This is a genomic window from Ensifer sp. (genome assembly GCF_031989085.1).
Taxonomy (GTDB): domain Bacteria; phylum Pseudomonadota; class Alphaproteobacteria; order Rhizobiales; family Rhizobiaceae; genus Ensifer.
Genome location: NZ_DALZXU010000001.1, coordinates 1,154,551 through 1,172,132 on the forward strand (window position 1 = coordinate 1,154,551; position 17,582 = coordinate 1,172,132).

Annotated in this window: 16 protein-coding genes; 9 read left to right on the forward strand and 7 right to left on the reverse strand. The window is 63.2% G+C overall.

What is annotated here, in order from left to right:
* Window positions 1-160 precede the first annotated feature (160 nt).
* The 3 genes from RTP54_RS05610 (at window position 161) to pssA (ending at window position 3,747) form a co-directional block, all read left to right on the forward strand.
* Complete coding sequence (locus RTP54_RS05610; protein ID WP_312361475.1) at window positions 161-2,053, forward strand: ABC transporter ATP-binding protein/permease; 1,893 nt, start codon at window positions 161-163, stop codon at window positions 2,051-2,053.
* A 112-nt stretch (window positions 2,054-2,165) separates the two neighbouring features.
* A complete protein-coding gene (locus tag RTP54_RS05615; protein ID WP_112810050.1) occupies window positions 2,166-2,864 on the forward strand; it encodes a phosphatidylserine decarboxylase in 699 nt (232 codons plus the stop codon).
* A gap of 10 nt (window positions 2,865-2,874) precedes the next feature.
* Window positions 2,875-3,747 carry a CDP-diacylglycerol--serine O-phosphatidyltransferase gene (gene pssA, locus RTP54_RS05620; protein ID WP_112810049.1) on the forward strand — a complete coding sequence of 291 codons (873 nt, stop codon included), beginning with the start codon at window positions 2,875-2,877 and terminating at the stop codon, window positions 3,745-3,747.
* A gap of 107 nt (window positions 3,748-3,854) precedes the next feature.
* Here pssA and RTP54_RS05625 read toward each other — a convergent pair whose 3' ends face one another.
* The 5 genes from RTP54_RS05625 to alr form a co-directional block, all read right to left on the reverse strand.
* Complete coding sequence (locus RTP54_RS05625) at window positions 3,855-4,595, reverse strand: SDR family NAD(P)-dependent oxidoreductase (RefSeq protein WP_112810048.1); 741 nt, start codon at window positions 4,593-4,595, stop codon at window positions 3,855-3,857.
* 12 nt (window positions 4,596-4,607) lie between these two features.
* A complete protein-coding gene (purF, locus tag RTP54_RS05630; protein WP_112810047.1) occupies window positions 4,608-6,098 on the reverse strand; it encodes an amidophosphoribosyltransferase in 1,491 nt (496 codons plus the stop codon).
* 144 nt (window positions 6,099-6,242) lie between these two features.
* A complete protein-coding gene (locus RTP54_RS05635; protein WP_112810046.1) occupies window positions 6,243-6,866 on the reverse strand; it encodes a CvpA family protein in 624 nt (207 codons plus the stop codon).
* Between the two features lie 134 nt (window positions 6,867-7,000).
* Window positions 7,001-8,404 (reverse strand): DNA repair protein RadA, encoded by a 1,404-nt coding sequence (gene radA, locus RTP54_RS05640; protein ID WP_112810045.1) that lies wholly within the window; start codon window positions 8,402-8,404, stop codon window positions 7,001-7,003.
* Between the two features lie 157 nt (window positions 8,405-8,561).
* Window positions 8,562-9,701 (reverse strand): alanine racemase, encoded by a 1,140-nt coding sequence (gene alr / locus RTP54_RS05645; RefSeq protein ID WP_312361480.1) that lies wholly within the window; start codon window positions 9,699-9,701, stop codon window positions 8,562-8,564.
* Between the two features lie 155 nt (window positions 9,702-9,856).
* Between alr and RTP54_RS05650 the strand changes: the two genes are divergently transcribed.
* The 3 genes from RTP54_RS05650 to RTP54_RS05660 all read left to right on the forward strand — a co-directional run bounded on the left by RTP54_RS05650 (window position 9,857) and on the right by RTP54_RS05660 (window position 11,796).
* Complete coding sequence (locus RTP54_RS05650) at window positions 9,857-10,714, forward strand: AraC family transcriptional regulator (protein WP_112810043.1); 858 nt, start codon at window positions 9,857-9,859, stop codon at window positions 10,712-10,714.
* Window positions 10,715-10,837: 123 nt separating this feature from the next.
* Window positions 10,838-11,494 carry an AzlC family ABC transporter permease gene (locus tag RTP54_RS05655; RefSeq protein ID WP_312363188.1) on the forward strand — a complete coding sequence of 219 codons (657 nt, stop codon included), beginning with the start codon at window positions 10,838-10,840 and terminating at the stop codon, window positions 11,492-11,494.
* A complete protein-coding gene (locus tag RTP54_RS05660) occupies window positions 11,491-11,796 on the forward strand; it encodes an AzlD family protein (RefSeq protein ID WP_112810042.1) in 306 nt (101 codons plus the stop codon). Before RTP54_RS05655 ends, RTP54_RS05660 begins: the two co-directional genes overlap by 4 nt.
* Before the next feature lie 18 nt (window positions 11,797-11,814).
* Here the strand turns inward: RTP54_RS05660 and RTP54_RS05665 are convergent, their stop codons facing one another.
* Entirely contained in the window at window positions 11,815-13,317 is a 1,503-nt protein-coding gene (locus RTP54_RS05665; RefSeq protein WP_112810041.1) for a replicative DNA helicase, read from the reverse strand.
* Between the two features lie 331 nt (window positions 13,318-13,648).
* Here RTP54_RS05665 and RTP54_RS05670 point away from each other — a divergent pair, with 331 nt between their 5' ends.
* From RTP54_RS05670 to RTP54_RS05680, 3 genes are all read left to right on the forward strand, one after another.
* The gene (locus RTP54_RS05670) at window positions 13,649-14,092 is read left to right on the forward strand and encodes a MarR family transcriptional regulator (protein WP_312361482.1); all 444 of its coding nucleotides are present in this window, start codon (window positions 13,649-13,651) and stop codon (window positions 14,090-14,092) included.
* A 128-nt stretch (window positions 14,093-14,220) separates the two neighbouring features.
* On the forward strand, window positions 14,221-15,789 hold the full coding sequence (locus tag RTP54_RS05675; protein WP_312363189.1) for an MFS transporter: 1,569 nt from the start codon (window positions 14,221-14,223) through the stop codon (window positions 15,787-15,789).
* Window positions 15,790-15,794: 5 nt separating this feature from the next.
* Window positions 15,795-16,859 (forward strand): HlyD family secretion protein, encoded by a 1,065-nt coding sequence (locus RTP54_RS05680; RefSeq protein WP_112810093.1) that lies wholly within the window; start codon window positions 15,795-15,797, stop codon window positions 16,857-16,859.
* A gap of 134 nt (window positions 16,860-16,993) precedes the next feature.
* Here RTP54_RS05680 and rplI read toward each other — a convergent pair whose 3' ends face one another.
* Window positions 16,994-17,569, reverse strand: a complete 576-nt coding sequence (rplI, locus tag RTP54_RS05685; protein ID WP_112810039.1) for a 50S ribosomal protein L9 — start codon at window positions 17,567-17,569, stop codon at window positions 16,994-16,996.
* Between the last annotated feature and the right edge of the window lie 13 nt (window positions 17,570-17,582).

Sequence of the window (17,582 nt, forward strand, 5' to 3'; positions counted from 1 at the left end):
TCTGTCGAACAGGGCGGCGTCTTCAACAAGGCGCCGCTTTTCATTGGATGGCAATGGTGCCCTGAAGCCCTTTCGAGGGTGAGGGGCCTGATGCCATGACTGCGCAACGATGATGGCCTGATCGTCCCTCGGCGCGCGAAAGAGTGAAAGCGGACCAGACGTGGCACCTTCAAACCAGACGAAGACGATTTCGGCCGATACGAGCAACCCGTTTCGAACCATCGTCAACCTGTGGCCCTACATGTGGCCGACGGACCGGGCAGATCTGAAGCTGCGGGTCATCTGGGCGACACTCATCCTGGTGGTGGCCAAGGTCGTCCTGATCCTCGTTCCCTATTTCTTCAAATGGGCGACGGATGCGCTGAACAACAAGCCGGATGCGCTGGGTTTCCTGCCGCAATTCCTCAGCGGCGCGGTCATGCTGGTGCTTGCCTACAACCTCGCGCGCCTGCTGCAAGCGGGGCTCAACCAGCTGCGCGACGCGCTGTTTGCCAGCGTTGGCCAGCATGCGGTGCGGCAACTGGCCTATAAGACCTTCGTGCACATGCATCAGCTGTCCTTGCGCTTCCACCTGGAGCGGCGCACGGGCGGCCTGTCGCGCGTGATCGAGCGCGGTACCAAGGGCATCGAGACCATCGTTCGCTTCACCATCCTCAACAGCGTTCCGACACTGATCGAGTTCCTGTTGACGGCCGTGATCTTCTGGTGGGGCTATGGGTTCAGCTACTTGCTGGTCACGGCCATCACCGTCTGTCTCTACATCTGGTTCACGGTCAAGGCGAGTGACTGGCGCATCGCCATCCGTCGCTCCATGAACGACAGCGATACGGACGCCAACACCAAGGCGATCGACTCGCTGCTGAATTTCGAGACCGTCAAATACTTCGGCAACGAAGAGATGGAAGCCAAGCGCTTCGACCGATCGATGGAGCGTTACGAGAAGGCCGCGACCCAGGTCTGGACCTCGCTCGGCTGGCTCAACTTCGGCCAGGCAATGATCTTTGGTGCCGGTACGGCGGTGATGATGATCATGTCGGCGCTCGCCGTGCAGCGCGGCGAGCAGACGCTTGGCGATTTCGTCTTCATCAATGCCATGTTGATCCAGCTCGCCATTCCGCTCAATTTCATCGGTTTCGTCTACCGCGAAATCCGTCAGGGCCTGACTGACATCGAGCACATGTTCGACCTGCTCGACGTCGAAGCCGAAGTCATCGACCGTCCGGATGCGCGGCCGCTTGCCATTGCCGACGGCGCCATCGCCTTCAAGGACGTTCATTTCGCCTATGATCCGAAGCGGCCGATCCTCAAGGGCATTACCTTCGAAGTTCCGGCAGGCAAGACCGTCGCCGTCGTCGGCCCGTCGGGTGCCGGCAAGTCGACGCTGTCACGGCTTCTCTATCGCTTTTACGATGTGCAGCAGGGTACGATCACCATCGACGGCCAGGACGTGCGCGATGTGACGCAGAAGAGCCTGCGCGCCGTGATCGGCATGGTGCCGCAGGACACGGTGCTCTTCAACGACACCATCGCCTACAACATCCGCTACGGTCGGGTCTCGGCAAGCGAGGAAGAGGTGGTTGCGGCCGCCGAGGCAGCGCAGATCGCCACCTTTATCCAGTCGCTTCCCGAAGGTTTCCAGGCGATGGTCGGCGAGCGGGGCCTGAAGCTTTCTGGCGGCGAGAAACAGCGTGTCGCCATTGCCCGCACGATCCTGAAGGCGCCGCCGATCTTGATCCTCGACGAGGCGACCTCCGCGCTCGACACCCGCACGGAACAGGAAATCCAGTCGGCGCTCGACGTCGTGTCACGCAATCGCACGACGCTGGTCATCGCCCACCGACTTTCGACCGTGATCAGCGCCGATGAGATCATCGTGCTCAAGGACGGTGTCATTGCCGAGCGCGGCACGCACGGGGAACTGATCGATCGTGACGGACTTTATGCTTCCATGTGGAGCCGCCAGCGCGAGGCGACCCAGGCGGAAGAACAATTGAAACGTGTGCGCGAGAGCGACGACCTGGGCATCGTGACCCGCGGCGAGCCGGCGGTATGACGGCGGTCCATTGGCTGATCGCGACGCGTATTGTCGCTGTCGGGCGGGCAACGTTGCCGCGGGCGGCATTTCGCGCTAGGTCACGTTCCACAGCAAATCTGGAGTAGAGTTCATGAGCTTGATCAATACGGTGCGCAACACGCTCGTCCCGGTGCACAAGGAAGGCTATCGCTTCATCGCGATCTTCTTCGTCGTGTCGCTGGCGCTGGGCTTCCTGTGGGAGCCGTTGATGTGGATCGGCTTCCTGCTCACCGCCTGGTGCGCCTATTTCTTCCGTGACCCCGAGCGCATGACGCCGATCGACGACGACCTTGTCATCAGCCCGGCCGACGGCCGCGTTTCGTCGATCGCCATGGTGACGCCGCCGGACGAGCTGGGCCTCGGTTCCGAGCCGATGCTGCGCATCTCCGTGTTCATGAACGTTTTCAACTGCCACGTGAACCGTGCACCGATGGCCGGAACCATCAGCCGCATCGCCTATCGCGCCGGCGCGTTCGTCAACGCCGAACTCGACAAGGCCAGCCACGAGAACGAGCGCAACGGTCTCGTCATCCAGACCAAGCATGGCGCCATCGGCGTCGTGCAGATTGCCGGCCTCGTTGCCCGTCGCATCATCTGCTGGAAGTACGAGAATGCCTCGCTCGACGCCGGCGAACGCTTCGGCCTCATCCGCTTCGGATCGCGTCTCGACGTGTTTCTGCCGGAAGGTGTCGAACCGCGCGTCAGCCTCGGCCAGACCGCGATTGCCGGTGAAACCGTGCTTGCCGAATTCGGTTCGGCCAAGGGCCCTGTCATCAGCCGCCGCGCATAAAGGAGTTCCCATGGAAGGTCCTCAACAGGAAAACTCGAGCGAACCGACGAAAATCGCGGCCGAGGCGAACGGTTCAAGCGACACCGGCCGTGGCCCCCGGCTGCGGGAGATACCGCTGCGGCTGATGATCCCGAACATGATCACCGTGCTCGCGATCTGCGCGGGCCTCTCCGGCATCCGGCTTGCCTTTGAAAACCGCATCGAGCTTGCCGTTGCCATGGTGCTGCTTGCAGCCTTTCTCGATGGCATCGACGGTCGCGTCGCGCGCCTTTTGAAGGCGACGTCGAATTTCGGCGGCCAGATGGATTCGCTCGCCGATATCATCAATTTCGGTGTTGCGCCGGCGCTGGTTCTCTACGTCTTCATCCTGGATCAGGCGCGCTCGATCGGCTGGATCGCCGCACTGGTCTACGCGATTGCCTGCGGACTGCGGCTGGCGCGCTTCAACGTCATGGCGGAACGCCAGTCGAAGGCAGCGTGGCAGTCGGAATATTTCGTCGGCGTGCCGGCGCCCGCAGGTGCGATGCTGGTGCTGCTGCCTGTCTATCTCGGCCTGCTGGGCCTGGCGCCCGAGCGTACCATGGCGCTGATCGCATCGGCCTACACGGTCCTGATTGCCTTCCTGCTGGTCAGCCGCCTGCCAGTCTGGTCGGGCAAGTCGGAAAGCCGCGTGCGCCGCGATCTCGTGCTGCCGGTTATTCTCGTCGTCGTCTTCTATGTGGCGACGCTGATGACCTATACCTGGGAGACCATGGCGGTGACGGCGCTTGGCTATCTGATCACGCTGCCGTTCGGCGCGCGCTCATGGCAGCGCAAGTATGGCGGCGACTGGCCCGCCCATCCCGCCCATGGCGGCGATGGCCTGCCGGGCGACAAAGAGTAAGACGGCTGGCGCGAAAGCGCCGACCCGCTTGTCGACAACGACAGTACAAACAGGAAGGCCACCGTGGAAACACGGTGGCCTTTTTCATTCCGGTTCTGCGGCGATCGTTACTCCGGCATGCGGTAGTCGACGATCTTGTCTTCGCGAACGATGTAGAGCTTGCCGGTCTCGGTCTGATCGGGGCCGACCAGTGGCAGAAGCTTGGCTGCGACCTCGGAGGGATGTGGCACGGTTTCCGGATCTTCGCCGGGCATCGCCTGGGCACGCATCGCGGTGCGTGTCGCACCCGGATCGACGCTGAGGATACGCAACGGAAGCCGCTGGGTCTCGCCGGCCCAGGTGCGGGCCAGCGCCTCGACTGCGGCCTTCGAGGCGGAGTAGGGGCCCCAGAACGGCTTGCACTTGTGCGCAGCGCTTGACGAAAGGATGAGCGCGCGTCCGGCGTCGGACTTGATCAGCAACGGCTCGAGCGTGCGGATCAGGCGCCAGGTGGCGTTGACGTTGATGGTCATCACCTTGTCGAACACCTTGGCCTCGACATGGCCGATCGGCGAGATCGTGCCGAGCACGCCGGCATTGGCCACCATGATGTCGAGCTTGCCCCAGCGCTCGTTGATCGCGCCGCCGAGCTTGTCGATCGCAGCCATGTCGGCGAGATCGAAGGGAACGAGCGTGGCCGAGCCGCCGACAGCCTTGATGGCGTCGTCGAGTTCCTCGAGGCCGCCGACGGTGCGGGCGCAGGCAACCACGTGGGCGCCAGCCTTGGCAAGTTCGAGGGCCGTGAAATAGCCGATACCGCGCGATGCGCCGGTGACGACGGCGACCCGGTCTTTCAAATTGATCGTCATTTTATTGTCTGATTATCCGTTGCTGGCGAGAACCGAGAGTTTGCGGACGTTGCTGGCGCCTTCCTGGTCGAGAAGGCGGGTCGGATAGTCCCCGGTGAAATAGTGGTCGGTAAACTGCGGCGCCTTGGGGTCGCGCTTGACGCCGCCGACGGCCTCGTAAAGCCCGTCGATCGACAGGAATTCGAGCGAGTCCGCACCGATGAAGCGGCACATGGAGGCAAGGTCGGCGTGCTGGTTGGCGAGCAGCTTGTCGCGGTCCGGCGTGTCGATGCCGTAGAAATCGGGATGGAAGATCATCGGGCTGGCGACGCGCACATGCACTTCGCTGGCGCCGGCATCGCGGATCATCTGCACGATCTTGACCGACGTGGTGCCGCGAACGATCGAATCGTCGACCAGCACGACGCGCTTGCCCTCGATCATCGCACGATTGGCCGAGTGCTTCAGCTTGACGCCGAAGGCGCGGATCTGCTGCGTCGGCTCGATGAAGGTGCGGCCGACATAATGGTTGCGGATGATGCCGAGTTCGAACGGAATGCCGCTCTGCTGTGCGTAGCCGATCGCGGCGGGCGTGCCGCCATCAGGCACTGGCACGACGACGTCGGCTTCGACAGGCGCTTCCTTGGCGAGATTCTGGCCCATGTTCTTGCGCGCGACATAGACGTTGCGGCCGCCGACGACCGAATCCGGCCGGGCGAAATAGACGTATTCGAACAGGCAGAGCCGCTCCGGTTGCGGGGCGACCGGCTTGCGGGCGTCGATCGAGATCGAGCCGTCGGCCTGGATCTCGCAGATGATGATTTCGCCGTTCTCGACGTCGCGAACGAACTTGGCGCCGATGATGTCGAGCGCGCAGGTTTCCGAGCAGAAGATCGGCTTGCCGTCGAGCTCGCCCATGACGAGGGGACGGATGCCGTGCGGGTCACGGGCAGCGATCAGCTTGGTGCGCGTCAGCGCCAGCATCGAGTAGCCGCCTTCGACCTGGGCGATCGCATCGGCGAAGCGGTCGGTGGTCGAGGCGTGCTTGGAGCGGGCGATGAGGTGAAGCACGACTTCGGTATCCGAGGTCGACTGACAGATGGCGCCGTCGGCGATGATCTGGCGACGCAGCGTCAGGCCGTTGGTGAAGTTGCCGTTGTGGGCAATCGCAATGCCGCCTTCCTGCAACTCGGCAAAGAGCGGCTGGACGTTGCGCAGCGCCACTTCGCCTGTGGTCGAGTAGCGGGTGTGGCCGATGGACATGAAGCCCGGCAGCTTTGCAAGCGTCGCGGGGTCGGTGTAGTGATCGCCGACGAGACCCATGCGCTTTTCGGTGCAGAACTGCTTGCCGTCGAAGGTGACGATGCCGGCTGCCTCCTGGCCACGGTGCTGGAGCGCGTGCAGGCCGAGCGCCGTGAGCGCCGCTGCATCCGAATGCCCGAGGATGCCGAACACACCGCACTCTTCGTGCAGGGTATCGCCATCGATTTCGTCATGGATTTCCGTGGATCTCAGATCGGTCATCACAGTCGCCTTTGCTCCGTGCCGGTGCGCATATCGTGATCGGGCCCGCCGTCTTCAAGCAATCTTAGCTGAAAACGGACGTTAGCGTTATTCCCAAAAGGACAAAGCCCGCGCAGCGGGCTTTGTCGGCAGTTTTTCCTTGTCTCAGCCGTTGGTGGCCGGGGCGTCGTTGACCGGCGCCTGGTCGGGCGAGCCAGCAGGTGCCTGTCCGGGCGTGCCGGCCGGAGCCTCGCCTTCGCCTTCGCCGGTCGTGTCCTTGCCGCGCAGGCGGTCGAGGATCGTGGCATCGGCTTCTTCGGGCAGAAGGGCAATCAGCTTGTTGCCGAGATTGTCGAGCAGCGGCTTGGATTTCGCCTGCGTGACCCAACCCGGCTGCTGCTGCGGAGCGACCAGCCAGTTGAAGAACAGCATGGCGACGACGACAAGTAGGATGCCGCGCGCGGCGCCGAAGAGAAAGCCGAGTGTACGGTCAAGCGCGCCGATGCGGCTGTCGATGATGAAGTCGGCGACGCGCATGGTGATGAAGGAAATGATGATCAGTGCGACCAGGAAGATGACTGCCGCCGAGCCGATCAGCGCGACGGTGTCGCTGCTGGTGTATTGCTTGGCGTAGGGCAGGAGGTGCGGGTAGAGGAAGTAGGCCGCCGCCGCAGCGCCCACCCAGCTGGCGACCGACAGGACTTCGCGCGAGAAGCCTCGAACCATGGCCAGGATGGCTGAAAACAGCGCGACGCCGAGAACGATACCGTCGAGAATTGTAATGGGCATTTTGTCCTTACTCCGAACCCGGTTCGTCCGGGTCTCCTCAAGCCTATCCGCCGTCGGCCCTGGCTGACATTCAGGGCGTTGTTCCAAGCCTGCCTAAAAGCCGTCTCTTGGAGCCGCTTGCAGCAACCGCACCATCAATCTGCGTCCTCGACCGGCCTCAGCGCGTTTCGCGATCCTGCGATGCGCGCCACCAGATCCGGCAGGCTTTCCAGCTCGCTCCACCGGCCATTGCCGTTCTTCGGCAGTTCGGTCGATGCGGCTGGCAGAACGGCCTGCGAGAAACCGAGTTTCTCGGCTTCCTTGAGGCGTTGAGCGGTATGCGCAACCGGCCGGATGGCGCCCGACAAGCTGACTTCGCCGAAATAGACGCAATCAGCAGGAAGGGCAAGCCCGGCAAGCGACGAAACCAGTGCGGAAGCCACAGCCAGGTCGGCCGCCGGCTCGGAAATCCGGTAGCCACCGGCGATGTTCAGGTAGACATCGTGCTGGCCGAGCCGGACACCGCAATGGGCTTCGAGCACGGCCAGGATCATCGACAGCCGGGCCGAGTCCCACCCGACAATGGCGCGGCGCGGGGTGCCGAGCGAGGTGGGCGCCACCAGCGCCTGCACTTCGACGAGGATCGGCCGCGTGCCCTCCATGCCGGCAAAGACGGCCGCACCCGGCGACTTCTCATTGCGCTCGCCGAGGAACAGTTCCGACGGGTTGGCGACCTCGCGCAGGCCCTTGTCGGACATTTCGAAGACGCCGATCTCGTCGGTCGGCCCGAAGCGGTTCTTGACTGTTCGCAGGATCCGGTAGTGATGGCCGCGGTCGCCCTCGAAGTAGAGGACTGCGTCGACCATGTGTTCCACGACGCGAGGTCCAGCGATCTGGCCCTCCTTGGTCACGTGGCCGACGAGCACGACGGCGGTTCCGGTCTGCTTGGCAAAGCGGATCATCGCCTGCACGCCGGTGCGCACCTGGGTAACTGTTCCCGGCGCCGAATCGACAATGTCGCTCCAGAGCGTCTGGATGGAATCAATGATCACGAGGTCGGGTCGCTTGCCCTCGGAAAGGGTGGCGAGAATATCCTCGACATTGGTTTCGGCAGCCAAAAGCACGTCGCTGTCGGCAGCGCCCAGACGCTGCGCCCTCAGGCGTACCTGGGCCACGGCCTCTTCGCCCGAGACATAGATGATGCGATGCTTCTGGCGGGCAAGGGCGGCTGCGGCCTGCATCAGCACCGTCGACTTGCCGATGCCGGGGTCGCCGCCGATGAGGAGCGCCGAGCCGCGAACGAAGCCGCCGCCGGTGGCGCGGTCGAGCTCGGCGATGCCGGTCTGGATGCGCGGGGCATCCTCGATTTCGCCGGACAACGTGGTGAGCGCGACGGGACGTCCCTTTTTCGGGGCACGGGACGGGCCGCCGCCGATGCCGGCGGTCGGGTCATCCTCGATGATCGTGTTCCATTCGCCGCAGCCTTCGCACTTGCCGGCCCAGCGGGTGTGGATGGTGCCGCAGTTCTGGCAGACGAATTGGGTGCGGGCTTTCGCCATCGGAAACGACTTTCACAGGGCAGGGACGTCGGCGCATCGCCAGCGGCGATGCAGCCGATGATCGGAGAATCACTTTTGCCTTCACATAATGCCGCTAAACGCGGAACAAAAGGTGATTTTCAGCGACGGACCGTCAAGTATCGGCGCAAGCTTCGTCTCAGACGGCGCCGATATAGTGACGCTCGTAGCGGTGGCCGAGACTGGTCAGCATCTCATAGCCGATCGTGCCGCCGGCGCGTGCCACGTCGTCGACGGCGATATGCCGGCCGAAGAGCTCGATATAATCCCCGGGGCGGACAGCATTTTCCGGGAGGTCGGTGACATCGAAGAGGCTGAGATCCATCGTCACGCGGCCGACATGCGGCACCTTGTGGCCGTGCAGAAAACCGAAAGCGCCCGAAGGTGTCGCCTGCCTGAGGGTGACGCCGCCGCCGGAGACCGAGCGGTGGTAGCCATCGGCATAACCGACGGAAACCGTGGCGATGCGGCTGTCGCGGTTGAAACGCGCCGACGCGCCGTAGCTGGCGTGGCCGCCGGAGGCGACGCTGCGTATCTGGATGATGCGCGCTTCGGCGGTGACGACCGGTTTCATCGGGTTGGCCACGTCATTGACCGCTTCGCCGCCATAGACGGCGATGCCCGGCCGCGTCAGTTCGAAATGATAGTCGCTGCCCAGGAAGACGCCGCCGGAATTGGCAAGGCTCGCGTCGACGCCTTCGAATGCGGCGCTCGCTTCGCGGAAGCGCTTGAGTTGATACGCATTGAGCGGGTTGTGCGGGTCGTCGGCGCAGGCGAGGTGGCTCATGATCAGGACGGGAGAAAAGCTCGCCGGGCGGGCCGGATCGTTGGCAACAGCGACGGCTTCCTCGACCGACAGCCCCAGGCGGTTCATGCCGGTATCGACATGCAGCACGCAAGGATGGTCGCCCCGCTCGGAAAGCGCTGCCATGAAGACGGCCAGCTGCTGCTCGGAGTTGATCACCGGCACCAGGTCGTTGTCGAAGAACAGCGCCTCGTTGCCGGGCCACATGCCGGCGAGGATGTAGATGCGGCTTTCGGGCAGGAGCGCACGCAGGTAAGCCCCTTCTTCCGCGTTGGCGACGAAGAAGTCGCGGGCGCCGGCAGCGTAGAGTGAGGGGGCTGCGTCTTCGATGCCGAGCCCGTAGGCATCGGCCTTCAGGACGGCTGCAGCGCGCGCCTTGCCGGAGCGGGCGTTCATGAAACGCCAGTTGTCTGCCAATGCGTTGAGGTCGATCGTGAGGCGATTGGAGGCGGAGAGAAATTCTGGACTGAGCATGCCTGGCACTCTGCGTGAACGATGGAGAGAGCAATACAGGCAACCACGCCCGGCCGCAAATGCCGTCCTGTCGCATCGAGACATGCGGTCGAGAGGGAGAGCCGAAGAGCACTTTTGTGCAAGACGTTCCCTGTCGGGGACGCTAGGATTGTCCGATGCATACGATTTCGCAGGAACAGGCTCTGGATGTCATGCCGCTGGAAGGCGCGGAGAGGACCCGCTTCTGGCGGGACCAGCGTTTTGACGGCATGGAATGCCTGACGGCAACCTTCATCACCCACGAATTTGCGCCGCACGCGCATGACACCTTCAGCATCGGCGCGATCGAGGCTGGCTCGCAGATCAGCAAGATCAGGGGTGAGCGGTCGCAGGCGGGGCCTGGCGATTTCTATCTGATCAACCCGGACGAAATCCACGACGGCCATCCGGGCGGCGGCGGTTATCGCTACCGCATGGTCTATCCGAGCATCGAACTGCTGGTGAACATCCTGGAAGACGTCACCGGCCGGCCGTTCAAGGGAACGCCGTCCTTTTCACGGCGCATGCTGCGTGACCCGGATCTGGCTCACGCCTTCTATCACGCACATAGGGCGATGGAGCAGGCAACGGGTGCGCTCGAGGCCGAGGAGCGCATGTTCGGGGTGCTTGCCACCATGTTCGAGCGGCACGGCAGTTCGATCATCGTGCCGGTCGAAACGCGCGAACAGTCGGCGGTGCAACGTGCTCGCGACTACCTGACCGAGAATTACGCCGAGGACATCGGCCTCGACGAACTGGCGAAGGTTGCCGGCCTCAGTCGCGCCCATCTGATCCGGGCTTTTCGTCGGCAATTCCACATCACGCCGCATGCGTTCCTGACGGACAAGCGCGTGCGGGCGGCAAAGACATTGCTGCGCCATGGCTGGTCGGCGGTCGACACGGCCTATCAATGCGGCTTTGCCGATCAGGCGCATTTCAGCCGCCACTTCAAGGCCCGAACCGGCGTTACGCCGGGTGCTTTTCGCGCCGGTTGATCACTTTCGTTCAATACGCTCCACCCGACCGCGCCTAAATGTCCTGCGTTCGCCATCGACCAGGAGACAAGAGCATTGCGCGATACGGGATTCTTTCCAGAGTTTAGGGCCGGGGCCATGGCGATGGCGCCGTTGATCGTTGCGGTCATGCCGATCGGGCTGGTGTTCGGCGCTGTCGCCGCCGGCAAGGGGCTTTCGGGTGCAGAGGTGACATTGATGAGCGCGCTGGTTTTTGCCGGTGGCTCGCAATTCGTCGCCATGGACATCTGGACACACCCGGCAACCTGGGCCGCACTCGCCTTTTCCGCCTTGCTGGTCAATATCCGGCATGTGCTGATGAGCGCATCGCTCGGCGCCAGGCTGCAAGGTTTCTCAGGTCCGGCGAAATACGCCTCAATGCTGCTGCTCGCCGACGAGATCTGGGCGATGGCGGAAATGCGGGCGAGAGAGGGCAAGCTGACACCAGCGTGGTTTGCCGGGCTCGCCGTGCCCTTCTATCTCGTGTGGGTGACGACCAGCCTCGCGGGTGCCCTGCTCGGCGCGTTTCTCGGCGACCCGAAGGTGACGGGGCTCGATTTCGCCTTTCCCGCCGTCTTCATCGTGCTGGTGATGAGCTTCTGGAAGGGGCGGGAGACCGGGGCTGTGCTGGCCGCCAGCGCCGCTGCCGCGGTGCTGACACATCATTTCCTGCCCGGCGTCTGGTACATCGCCGCCGGCGCGGCCGCAGGTGTCGCAGTCGCGATCCTGACGGGCCGTCGCCGTGAGGAGGCACACGCATGACGATCGATCCGAACACGCTTCTTGCCATCGTCGCGATGGCGATCGCAACCGTCGCCACCCGCATCGGCGGGCTGGTGCTCATTCGGTTCGTGACGATCGGGGAAGCACAAAGGCGCGCGCTGGAGGCGATCCCGCCCGCCGTGTTGATGGCGGTGATCGCGCCGACGGCGCTGGTCACCGGTCCGGCCGAAACCATCGCGACCGTTGTGACGGCGCTGGTCGCCATGCGCCTGCCGCTGCTCGCCGCAGTCGCTGCCGGCGTCGTGACCGTGGCGATCCTCAGGATGGCGCTGGGGGCGTAAAACGCCCCCAGAGATGTCTCAGTGTTCTTCGTACTGGGTGAAGGACGGATCGGCGAGATCGGTAAAGCGGGTGAATTCCGACTGGAAGGCGAGCTTTACCGTGCCGGTCGGTCCGTGACGCTGCTTGGCGATGATCACGTCGGCCGTGCCCTTCACCTGCTCCATCTTCATCTTCCACTCGTCATACTTCGGGTCGAACTCGTCGCGGGGCTCGAGGTTCTTCACGTAGTATTCTTCGCGGAACACGAAGAGCACCACGTCGGCGTCCTGCTCGATCGAGCCTGATTCGCGAAGGTCGGAGAGCTGCGGGCGCTTGTCTTCACGGCTTTCCACCCCACGGGAAAGCTGGGACAGCGCGATGATCGGCACGTTCAGTTCCTTGCCGAGCGCTTTCAGGCCGGTGGTGATCTGGGTGATTTCCTGCACGCGGTTGTCGCTCGACTTGCCCGAGCCGGTCATGAGCTGGATGTAGTCGACCACCAGGCAGTCGAGACCACGCTGGCGCTTCAGGCGGCGGGCGCGGGCCGAGAGCTGGGCAATCGAGATACCACCGGTCTGGTCGATGAACAGCGGCACCTTCTGCATCATCTGCGAGCAGGCGACGAGCTTTTCGAAATCGGCTTCGGAGATGTCGCCGCGGCGGATCTTCGAGGAGGACACTTCGGTCTGCTCGGAAATGATACGGGTTGCCAGCTGTTCGGACGACATTTCGAGCGAATAGAAGCCGACGACGCCGCCGTTCTTGGCCTTGAACGAACCGTCCGCCTGCACCTCGGGATCATAGGCGGCGGCGATGTTGTAGGCGATGTTGGTGGCAAGCGATGTCTTGCCCATGCCGGGGCGTCCGGCAAGCACGATCAAGTCGGAGCGCTGCAGACCGCCCATGCGGGCGTCGAGCGACAGGATGCCCGTCGAAATGCCGGAAAGGCTGCCGTCGCGTTCAAAAGCCTGGCCGGCCATGTCGATGGCCAGCGCCACCGCGTCGTTGAAGGACTGGAAGCCGCCATCGTAGCGACCGGTCTCGGCAAGTTCGAACAGGCGGCGTTCCGCATCCTCGATCTGGCCCTGCGGCGGCATGTCGAGCGGCGCGTCGAAGGCGATGTTGACCATGTCCTCGCCGATGGTGATCAGCGAGCGGCGCAGCGCCAGGTCGTAGATGGCGCGGCCGTAGTCTTCCGCGTTGATGATCGAGACGGCGCCAGCGGCCAGACGCGCGAGGTATTGTGCAACCGTCAGGTCGCCGACCTTTTCGTCGGCCTTGAGGAAGGTCTTGATCGTCACCGGGTTGGCGGTCTTGCCCATGCGGATGATGTCGCCGGCAACCTCGTAGATGCGGCGATGCAGCGGCTCGAACAGATGAACGGGCTTCAGAAAGTCCGAGACGCGATAGAAGGCGTCATTGTTGACCAGGATCGCACCGAGCAGTGCCTGTTCGGCTTCAAGGTTGTTCGGCGCCTCGCGGTAATGCTGGTCCGACTGATCCTTGCCGATAGGGGCGAGCTTTCGCGCTGCGTCGTTCATGGTTGTTTGTCTCTGCCTTTTCTGGTGTGCACCCGGTTTGCTGTCTGGGGCTCTGCCGGTCAAGTGCATCAGGGACACAGTCGCTGGGCTTGTCGCGCCACCTGCCGCCTTTGCCCGTTGTTCGACTGATCCACAGGTTGACGCCACAAAGCGGAAAAAAATTAAGGCTGCATGAAAAACGACATTGACGCTGCGAATCGCTGCGACCCGCGGCTTGCGACAATTCTAGCGCCGTTCGCCGTCTCCCTCAAAACTCCGTCTTGAAAATTTCCACCGGATAGATTAGATAGGAATAAAATAATTAGCATGCTACTAATATGGAAAAGGAACCATGTACCAGCCCATAGTCAATCGGGAATTGTTCGACGCCTTGTCGATAGTCAATCGCAAGCTGCGCGCCGTCTTCGATGCCAGGGTGAAGGAGCGCGGGTTGACCTTGCCGCGGGCGAGGGCGCTGTTCGCGTTGACCAGGAAGGATGGCTTGAACCAGCGGGAACTTGCCGACGAACTCGAGATCGAGACGCCGACGATCGTGCGTCTTCTGGACGGCATGGAAAAGCAGGGGTTTATCGAGCGCCGGGTCGAAGTGTCGGACCGCAGGGCCAAGCAGATCCACATGACCGAACTTGGCCGCAACATTGCTGATGAAATCCTCAAGCTCGCAGATGAGATCCGCGCAGACGTCCTGCGCGGTGTCGAGCCTGGCGAAGTTGCAGCGACCCTGAAGGTCGTTCGCACCATCGCCGACAACGTTCAATTGCTCGCCAAGGACTGACGGCGATGCGTGCCGCCACGACCAGTCCAGCAAATGACAACCGGCACGGCGATGTCGAGGATGCAGCGGCGGCGGAGGAGCCAGTGCCCACGCCGCCCGCGGCGGCATCGGCACCCGCGCCGGAGCCGATGAGTGTCGCAAGATCCGCCACCTACATGGTCTGTTCTGCGTTGCTGTTCCTCACGCAAGGTCTCGGCATGAACCTGGCGCTGGCCAATCTCACCCAGCTTCAGGGCTCGCTTTCCGCAACCGCGATCGAGGCCGCCTGGCTGTCGGCCGCCTATATGGCGCCGAACGTTTCGCTCTCCATCGCGCTGGTGAAGATCCGCGCACAATACGGGCTGCGCCGGTTTGCCGAAATCGGCATCGTCGGTTTTGTGGTCGTGTCCTTGATGAACGTCTTCGTTTCCGATCTGCAGTCGGCGATCGTCGTGCGCTTCATCAGCGGCATCGCGGCGGCGCCGATGTCGACGCTCGGTTTCCTCTACATGCTCGAGGCCTTCCCGCCGGCGCGCAAGCTGACGGTCGGGCTCGCGCTGGCCCTGACCTGCACGACGATTTCTGCACCGATCACGCGGCTGATTTCGCCGACGTTGATCGAGTATGGCCAGTGGCATGGGCTTTATACGCTCGAAATGGCGCTGGCGCTGATGGCGCTGCCGATCATCTACCTGCTGCCGCTGACGCCGGTGCCGCATGCCAAGGTAATCCAGCGCACCGATATCCTCAGCTACCTGTTGGTGGCGCTGGGGTTCGGCTGCATCGCCATCGTCCTGACCATGGGCCGGCTCTACTGGTGGTTCGAGGCCCCGTGGCTCGGCGTGCTCCTGGCCGTCGCGATCGTGGCGCTGACGACAGTGGTGCTGATCGAACTCAACCGCGCGCTGCCGCTGATCGACATTCGCTGGCTCGCTTCCAAGGAGATCCTGCATTTTACCGCGGTTCTGCTGGTCTTTCGCCTTGTCGCCTCCGAACAGTCGGCGATCGCCGCAAACTTCTATCAGCTGCTGGGCTTGCAGTTCGAGCAGGTCGCGACGCTCTACTGGATCATTCTCGGCGCATCGATTGCCGGCGGGCTTCTGTGCGCTGCGCAGATGAACCCCGGCCACGCCGAATTCGTGCATGTTCTGGCGCTAAGCCTACTGGCCGCAGGCGCCTACATCGACAGCCAGGCGACCAACCTGACGCGGCCCGAACAGATGTATCTGAGCCAGGCGATGATTGCGGGGGGAACCGCGCTGTTCCTGCCGCCGGCCATGGCCAGTGGCTTCAAGGCGGCGTTGATGAAGGGGCCGAGCTACATTCTGAGCTTCATCGTCATCTTCCTCTTCACGCAGAGCATCGGCGGCCTGATCGGCACGGCAGCCTTCGGCAGCTTCGTCACACTGCGCGAAAAGTTCCATTCCAACATGCTGGCCGAACAGGTCGTCATGTCGAACCCGCTGATTGCCCAGCGTATCAGCCAGCTGGCATCGGCCTATGGCCGCGTGATCGGCGACAGGGCCCTGCTCAGCGGCGAAGGCGTCGCGCTCCTCGGCCAGCAGGTCACGCGGGAAGCCAACATCCTCGCCTACAACGACGCCTTTCTGCTCGCATCCGGCATTGCGCTATGCGCGCTTGCCGGCCTGCTTGCGCATATCGTCTACAAGCGGCTTGCACCTCGCGCGGCCGCTCTCTCCACCAACGAACAGAGTTGACCGCCATGCTGAAATCCTTGCGCTCACCCACCACGATCATCGTGCTGCTGGCAGGCCTTTGCGGCTTGTCCCTGGTTCTCTACGCCTGGCGCCTGCCGCCGTTTCACAGTTCGGTGGAAATGACGGAGAACGCCTATGTCCGGGGCTACCTGACGATCATGAGCCCGCAACTGTCCGGTTATGTCGCCGAGGTTGCGGTCCACGATTACGAGGAGGTCAAGGCCGGGCAACTGCTCGTCAAGATCGACGATCGCATCTACGCGCAGAAGCTGGCGCAGGCGCAAGCCACACTCGCCGCCCAGCAGGCAGCGCTAGCGAATTCGCGCCAGCAGGAATTGTCGGGCAAGGCGGGCATCGCTGCCAGCGATGCGCAACTCGACAGCGCCAAGGCGGCCTTCAACAGGGCGAGCGCCGCCTGGGACCGGATCCGGCCGTTGGCCGAAAAAGGCATCTCCACCCGCAGCGAGGCGGATCAGTCGAAAGCAGCGTTCGAGCAGGCGGTCGCGGCGGTCAGGCAGGCCGAGGCCGGACTGGAGGTCTCCCGCCAGGCGCTTGCCACCACGCTCGGCGCTCGCGCCGGCCTGCAGGCCACCGTTTCGGGCGCTGAGGCCGCCGTCGAACTGGCACGGATCGATCTCGAAAACACGCGCATCGTCGCCCCTCGCGACGGCAAGCTCGGCGAGATCGGCGCGCGCCTTGGCCAGTATGTCACGCCCGGCTCGCAACTGCTGTTCGTCGTGCCGCACGATGTCTGGGTGCTTGCCAATTTCAAGGAAACACAGCTTGACGGCATGAAGGCCGGCCAGCCGGTGACCATCTCGGTCGACGCCCTGCAGAAAAACACGCTGACCGGGCACATCGAGCGCTTTTCGCCGGCTGCCGGATCGGAGTTCAGCATCATCCGTCCGGACAATGCCACCGGCAATTTCACCAAGGTCGCCCAGCGCGTCGGTGTCCGGATCGCGGTCGATCCCGGCCAGCCGCTCGCCGATCTGCTGTCGCCCGGCTTGTCCGTCGTCGTGCGCGTCGACAAGGATATGGCACCGTCGGCTGTGCCTGCCCGGACCTGAGACGTTTCCGTTTCTGCGCATGTCCTGACATAGAACCGCTCCGCGCTCTTCCTCGCAAATGCTTTGAGCCCACGGCAAAGAAAAAGCCCGGATCGTGAGATCCGGGCTTTCGCAATCAGAATGGCCTATGAGGCTTATTCTTCTTCGCCGTCGAATTCGGCTTCCGGGTTGAAGAAGTCTTCCGGCTTCAGGGCATCTTCGTCAACGCCGTAGATGGCGTCGGCCGAGGTCAGGCTTTCGCCCTTAGCCTGGCGCTCGGCTTCTTCTGCCGAACGGGCAACGTTGACTTCAACTGCGATTTCGACTTCCGAATGCAGGTGCAGCGTGACGTTGTGCAGGCCGATCGACTTGATCGGGTGGTTCAGGTCGACCTGGTTGCGGCCGATGTTGAAGCCGCCGGCAGCCAGAACTTCGATAACGTCGCGCGCAGCAACCGAACCGTAGAGCTGACCGGTTTCGCCAGCCGAACGCACGATGATGAAGGACTTGCCTTCGAGCTTCTCGGCAACCTTCTGGGCTTCCGACTTGCGCTCGAGGTTACGGGCTTCGAGCGTCGAGCGCTCGGATTCGAAGCGTGCCTTGTTGGCAGCGTTGGCGCGCAGTGCCTTGCCGAGCGGCAGCAGGTAGTTGCGTGCGAAGCCGTCGCGAACCTTTACGGTTTCGCCCATCTGGCCGAGCTTGGCGATACGTTCGAGAAGAATGACTTCCATGATCTTGTCCTTT

Excerpts from the sequence above, each read along its gene's own strand:
- RTP54_RS05665 (WP_112810041.1), bottom strand. The coding sequence starts at position 13,317 with ATGAACGACGCAGCGCGAAAGCTCGCCCCTATCGGCAAGGATCAGTCG.
- RTP54_RS05680 (WP_112810093.1), top strand. The coding sequence starts at position 15,795 with ATGCTGAAATCCTTGCGCTCACCCACCACGATCATCGTGCTGCTGGCA.
- alr (WP_312361480.1), bottom strand. The coding sequence starts at position 9,701 with ATGCTCAGTCCAGAATTTCTCTCCGCCTCCAATCGCCTCACGATCGAC.
- RTP54_RS05625 (WP_112810048.1), bottom strand. The coding sequence starts at position 4,595 with ATGACGATCAATTTGAAAGACCGGGTCGCCGTCGTCACCGGCGCATCG.
- RTP54_RS05615 (WP_112810050.1), top strand. The coding sequence starts at position 2,166 with ATGAGCTTGATCAATACGGTGCGCAACACGCTCGTCCCGGTGCACAAG.
- RTP54_RS05650 (WP_112810043.1), top strand. The coding sequence starts at position 9,857 with ATGCATACGATTTCGCAGGAACAGGCTCTGGATGTCATGCCGCTGGAA.
- RTP54_RS05670 (WP_312361482.1), top strand. The coding sequence starts at position 13,649 with ATGTACCAGCCCATAGTCAATCGGGAATTGTTCGACGCCTTGTCGATA.
- RTP54_RS05675 (WP_312363189.1), top strand. The coding sequence starts at position 14,221 with ATGAGTGTCGCAAGATCCGCCACCTACATGGTCTGTTCTGCGTTGCTG.
- pssA (WP_112810049.1), top strand. The coding sequence starts at position 2,875 with ATGGAAGGTCCTCAACAGGAAAACTCGAGCGAACCGACGAAAATCGCG.
- RTP54_RS05635 (WP_112810046.1), bottom strand. The coding sequence starts at position 6,866 with ATGCCCATTACAATTCTCGACGGTATCGTTCTCGGCGTCGCGCTGTTT.
- RTP54_RS05660 (WP_112810042.1), top strand. The coding sequence starts at position 11,491 with ATGACGATCGATCCGAACACGCTTCTTGCCATCGTCGCGATGGCGATC.
- rplI (WP_112810039.1), bottom strand. The coding sequence starts at position 17,569 with ATGGAAGTCATTCTTCTCGAACGTATCGCCAAGCTCGGCCAGATGGGC.
- purF (WP_112810047.1), bottom strand. The coding sequence starts at position 6,098 with ATGACCGATCTGAGATCCACGGAAATCCATGACGAAATCGATGGCGAT.
- RTP54_RS05655 (WP_312363188.1), top strand. The coding sequence starts at position 10,838 with ATGGCGCCGTTGATCGTTGCGGTCATGCCGATCGGGCTGGTGTTCGGC.
- radA (WP_112810045.1), bottom strand. The coding sequence starts at position 8,404 with ATGGCGAAAGCCCGCACCCAATTCGTCTGCCAGAACTGCGGCACCATC.